Annotated in this window: 4 protein-coding genes; 2 read left to right on the plus strand and 2 right to left on the minus strand. The window is 39.0% G+C overall.

Annotated features, from left to right (window positions below; genetic code table 11):
* Window positions 1–636 precede the first annotated feature (636 nt).
* Complete coding sequence (locus tag IQ228_RS19625) at window positions 637–939, plus strand: hypothetical protein (protein ID WP_193964042.1); 303 nt, start codon at window positions 637–639, stop codon at window positions 937–939.
* Window positions 940–1,044: 105 nt separating this feature from the next.
* Here the strand turns inward: IQ228_RS19625 and IQ228_RS19630 are convergent, their stop codons facing one another.
* Window positions 1,045–3,300, minus strand: coding sequence for a calcium-binding protein (locus tag IQ228_RS19630; protein WP_193964044.1), 2,256 nt, complete (start codon window positions 3,298–3,300; stop codon window positions 1,045–1,047).
* A gap of 183 nt (window positions 3,301–3,483) precedes the next feature.
* Entirely contained in the window at window positions 3,484–4,089 is a 606-nt protein-coding gene (locus IQ228_RS19635) for a TIGR02466 family protein (RefSeq protein ID WP_027401426.1), read from the minus strand.
* 126 nt (window positions 4,090–4,215) lie between these two features.
* Between IQ228_RS19635 and IQ228_RS19640 the strand changes: the two genes are divergently transcribed.
* Window positions 4,216–4,674: a DUF4079 domain-containing protein gene (locus IQ228_RS19640; protein WP_193964046.1), complete on the plus strand. Its 459-nt coding sequence runs from the start codon at window positions 4,216–4,218 to the stop codon at window positions 4,672–4,674.
* Window positions 4,675–5,621 lie beyond the last annotated feature (947 nt).

Consider the following 5,621-nt stretch of genomic DNA (forward strand, 5'->3'; position numbering starts at 1 on the left):
GTAACCGTTCACGGGGGGTACAAAAAACACTCTATATGAGATTCCACGAAAACAGCATGAAAAACGTTATAGATTTGATTTTTTTGGGTCATTTGAAATTCGCAAAATCTCTATATCGGTTTGCTAATCGTTTTCTAGCCAATTTAAGAACCATTCGTTAATATGTTAAGTTGCCTGAAAAACCCAACAGACAAAGCTTTCAGGTTTTTTAATAAATTCTCACCCCCTGTGAACGGTTACTAATAAAGATGATTTACCAATTGCTTGTTCACCAATAAGCACAACACTACTAGCATTATTGAGAAGTTCAAATATCTGCTTTATTTCTGGTTCTCTACCAAAAAACTTTTCTAGGTTCTCTATTCTTCCCGTTGTGGGAACAAAGGGATTTTGATTATCTGAATAACTGATAGGATTGTGGTTTAGTTTTTCTTTATTGTCTATTGTCGAAGATAATATAATACTTGTAGAATTAGTATGACAATAATCTTCTATTTGTTTTCTAAAGTTATTTTTATTAAAATTTGTGTTTATACTTAATGCTATAATTACCTACAATACCCAACCTATTCAGCATAGACAACAGGCAATGATAGAGACATGAAAAAAAGACACATATCCCAGGAGTGTAAACCCATGTCTCAACAACCAACAGAAGAAAATCTTGCTACCCAGTCCAACAACACAACCAAAATTTTAGACACTGCGGAGAAGATAGTTGATAAATTCACTAAATCGGAAACCGTAGAATTAACAGAAGTTGCAGCCAAAACAACAGAGAACATTTTTACAGTGTTAGTCACATCTGGAGGTAAACCGGTTGCTGTGATTTTAGCGATCGCCATTTTGATTGTAGCAACTGCAATACCTATTGTGGCTATGAAACTATCCCCAAGTCAAATCAATCCACCTACAAATAATTCCCATTTGATTCGGTGACTCCTAACTCCTACCATCATAAAAAACCTTGGCAAGACCTCGAAAAATATCAAGTCCTGCCAAGGTATTTAGTTATCAGTAATTACTATGAAATCCCAGCTTGAATTAAACTAGGACAAACTGATTAGAATTAGCCACACTCAAAGCGCTGGCTTGAATACCAGTTAAAGTAGCTAAAGTTTGACCACCAAAAATAACCGCAGTATCAGCACCAACTTGAGTCAAAGTTAGATTGGCGGTAGTGATGCCTAAGCTCTTAGCGCCAGAAATACCAATCACATCAGTACCAATTTGGAAATCTAGAATGGTGTTAGTAGCTTTGGTTAATTCACCAAAAACAATCCAGAATTGGTCAGCGCCAGCACCACCAGATAGGGTGTGACCACCACCAAGACCAATTTCAAAGGTATCATTACCATCACCACCCAAGGCACGACCATTAGAACCATTACCCAGGAAGAAGATATCATTACCAGCGCCACCGGAGGCACGGAAATTACTGGCTTCATCTCCAAAGAATGTGTCGTTATCAGCACTACCAAAAGCGCGATCGCCATTGGCTAAAAACACGGTATCATTGCCGCTACCAGCATCAATAGTGTTATTGCTGGCAAGAGCGCCCGCAGCCGCACTATCAATCTCGTCATTACCAGCACCACTAAACACGACATCATTAATACCACCAAAGCCAGGAGTTTGTTTGGCTACAATTGTATCGGCATTAGGTGTAGCAGCAAAGAATTGTGTGTCCTGAATCAAACTGGCATTAGGCGCGATCAAGAAAGATAACTGACCACCTTCAACCAGGTTTTCTTGTCTAGTTTTTGTGCCATCACCATTACCATCAATATTTGTGGCGGTAATAATTGTTCCATTCAGAAGACTATGTGCTTGAACATCAAATATAAACTGTGTACCAGGAGCATTACCAAACAGAGTAGAAACATCAAGGATACCGGAAGTTTCCCAGTTACCGATATCAGTGGGGCTAGAGTCAGTTTGAGTTGCTGGAAGAGCAGTACGATCTACCTGACCAATTCGGGTCAGGGTTGAGGAAGGATCAGCAACTGAAGGATCAATTCTCCAAATGGAAGCTTCTTCTTTGGATGTTCCTGCGAAAATAGCTGCGGTAGCAGCCCGATCTTCGTTAATGTAGATTTTGCCATCATCAGCCCAATCCAGGTTATCAGGGTTACGGAGACTGGCATCTTTGGTTAAGTTACCATCAAAGAGAATGTCTATTTTGGCTGAGATGTCACCAGTATTGATATTATTGAAGTCAATATCAATCTTATAGGTCGTTCCATAGGTATCTACACCACCAAATATACTTTCACGTCCTGTGGAAGCTAGGACTACTTGTGTACCGTCTTTAGGATTAGTAGATAAATCTTCAGGACGAGAAAACAAGAATGCTTTGACATCTGCGGCTAATTTATCTTGCTGTGCTTGGGTGGCAAAGCCTTGAGCATCATAACCAAGTTCATTTTGAATGCTTGTATCTGAGTCTGGTCCATCAACAGCAGTATTAGCAAGAGCAGGGTCATAATATTTGATCTCTACAAACTTACCAACGGTAGAGTTGTTTGTACCTTTGAAGTCTCTAGGATCAGCTTCGATCGGATCAGTAGCATTACTGGGGTCATCAGCAACCCAAACATAGAGCTTACCTTGTCCAAGTCCATTCCGGTCTAAGAAACTACCATCATTCTTGGCATTTTTGTCACCAATATAGAGAATTAGAGGTGCAGGTCCGCGATCATCACCAATTAAAAAAGCAACTTTGTCAGTGCGGACTGTGTTCAACTCAGTGACGTTTTCCCATGCAGCCCGACCAAACCAAGGAAGAGTATATAAGACATTGGTTTTGGTATCTAAAGCAAATTGTGTCCCACCATAGGTTTCTTCACCAGAGAAGAAAATACGATCAGCTAAACCAATACCCGCACCAAACTGGTTGGCTTCAAACAAAGCAGCAGAACAAAAACGTTGAATACCACCAAATTCTAAGTCAGCAGCAGCATCAACAACTTCACCTTTGCGGTTGATAATGGTGTCATGGGCTAATCCAGCATCAACGATTTGCAATGTGCGCTTGTCAACATCAAAATAGTTAACTCTTGCACCGGGGAGTTGAGTACCGTTTTTCAGGGTGTACTTATAACCATCAGCAGCCCCTACCTCATTAACAACTAATAAACGAACGGTTGTGTCGTTGAGTGAGTAAGCGCCAATACCGTCAAGAATCCCAGGAGCAACATAGTTGCCAATTTTGTCGCCAACTGTAAAAATTGGGTCAACTGTGTAACCGTTTAATCCTTTGACTTGAGACGGTTCGGTTGTATCGAATGATATAGCCATAAAATCCTTCAATTCTCTGTGTAGTGCTTACTGAATGCTTGGCAAATTTAGGAAACCCTATATTTACCGGATATGAATATTACTTCTCATTAAGTTCTCACACAGAGGTTAAGAAGGTACTATGATTTAGCTATTTCTTGATTAAAAATCCTTCTGAAAAGTTATTTTTTGGTTATGGAAAGATTATCTATTTATAGGTACTATGCCAATATTAAAACTAATACATACCCGATCTTCATCACTCATATTCATTTCCACACCATGTAATAGCCAACTAGGAAATATTAACATTGTCCCTTCACGAGCTTTATAAGTGATTTTGGGGAAAGTCCAGAGATTAAACTCTATGGAAGGTGGTACTATCATCTGTGAAGCTGGTCGCGGATCAGAGAAAAATATGCCACCACAATTTTCAGGAGTTTTCAGATAATAAACTCCACTTAAAATTGAGTTGGGATGATTATGTACAGAGTTGGAGGCAAGTTTACGATTAATAATTCCCCAACAAGTTGTAATTTTGAGACTAAACTTTTGTAAGTCCCATTGTAAAAATGTGGCAACTTCTAAGACATTTTGATTAATGATTTGTATCAGGTTGTCAAAACTATCCCTCTCATGCAACCTATCTGTACTATGCCATCCTAGTATATTTGACCACTTCTCACCCTGACTATCTCGACGTTCTTCTGCATAGATAGTTTCTAAGAGTGGAGGATTTAATTGTTGATAATTTTCTAGGGAAAAATGCCAAACAGACGTGGGAAACCAATCATTTCTAGAACCAGCCATAATTTTGATTTACGTTTATATTGACTTGTAATCTCTGTAGTGGGGCAAAAACATGGACGGCTAAAAACAAAAAAAGCCGAAGTCCTGTTAAGCTCAATAAGTAACTTTCTGGAACTGAACTGTTTTATGCACCTACCTTCCTTTCTATGGTTATGGAAAATAGCCGCTTGGTCAATGGGATTATCTTTACTAGCCTATTTATTTTTAGCCATAACTGGTATTTGGATGTTACGGGTCAGAACAAACCCAGAATCTTTCGGTATTCTCTTACCTTGGTATCGTCAGCAAGTGCGATCGCTCCATTATATAATTGGCATAACTATGGTTAGCCTAGTATTACTACTCCTAGCCGTTGGCATTGTTGGTACATTAGGACACTTCGGTTCACTAGGACATTCACCACATTTAGTCGCTGGTTTAATAGTCGTCATCTTAGTTTTAGTATCCGCTTTTAGTGCCACTCAAATTAGTACCATCAAGCCTTGGGCTAGACCATTACATCTTGGTTGTAATCTCTGCTTATTACTAGGATTTGCCTGGGTATCTCTCAGTGGTTGGACTGTGGTGCAAAAGTATTTACCTTAATTCTCAGTTTCCACCGTGCTTCTGTTATGGCTAGGAAATTCTGCAAATCATACACAAATAATTTATCCTGAAAATCCTGATTCAGCCCTTGACAAAATTCTCAGTTTCGATTACACTTATGTTATGAGTGGAAAAGTGCGCGCTCATATATATAAGGTTTTTATTTATCAAATTATTCAAAGCAGTAAAACAGGTAAATGTCTGAATCAGGATATCCAGGATTTGAGGATTTACAGGATGTGATGGCAAGATTGTTTTTGAGGAAGTGGTGATGATTTTGTCTGAATCAGGATGTCCAGGATTTGAGGATTTACAGGATGTGATGGCAAGATTGTTTTTGAGGAAGTGATGATGATTTTGTCTGAATCAGGATGTCCAGGATTTGAGGATTTACAGGATGTGATGGCAAGATTGTTTTTGAGGAAGTGGTGATGATTTTGTCTGAATCAGGATGTCCAGGATTTGAGGATTTACAGGATGTGATGGCAAGATTGTTTTTGAGGAAGTGATGATGATTTTGTCTGAATCAGGATGTCCAGGATTTGAGGATTTACAGGATGTGATGGCAAGATTGTTTTTGAGGAAGTTGAGATGATTTTGTCTGAATCAGGATGTCCAGGATTTGAGGATTTACAGGATGTGATGGCAAGATTGTTTTTGAGGAAGTGATGATGATTTTGTCTGAATCAGGATATCCAGGATTTGAGGATTTACAGGATGTGATGGCAAGATTGTTTTTGAGGAAGTTGAGATGATTTTGTCTGAATCAGGATGTCCAGGATTTGAGGATTTACAGGATGTTGTTGGATGATTGTTTGTGGGAAGTTGAGATGATTTTGTCTGAATCAGGATGTCCAGGATTTGAGGATTTACAGGATGTTGTTGGATGATTGTTTGTGGGAAGTTGAGATGATTTTGTCTGAATCAGGATGTCCAGGATTTGAGGA

Source organism: Dolichospermum sp. LEGE 00246 (assembly GCF_015207865.1).
In the GTDB taxonomy this organism is placed as follows: Bacteria; Cyanobacteriota; Cyanobacteriia; order Cyanobacteriales; family Nostocaceae; genus Dolichospermum; species Dolichospermum heterosporum.

Excerpts from the sequence above, each read along its gene's own strand:
- IQ228_RS19635 (WP_027401426.1), bottom strand. The coding sequence starts at position 4,089 with ATGGCTGGTTCTAGAAATGATTGGTTTCCCACGTCTGTTTGGCATTTT.
- IQ228_RS19625 (WP_193964042.1), top strand. The coding sequence starts at position 637 with ATGTCTCAACAACCAACAGAAGAAAATCTTGCTACCCAGTCCAACAAC.
- IQ228_RS19640 (WP_193964046.1), top strand. The coding sequence starts at position 4,216 with ATGCACCTACCTTCCTTTCTATGGTTATGGAAAATAGCCGCTTGGTCA.
- IQ228_RS19630 (WP_193964044.1), bottom strand. The coding sequence starts at position 3,300 with ATGGCTATATCATTCGATACAACCGAACCGTCTCAAGTCAAAGGATTA.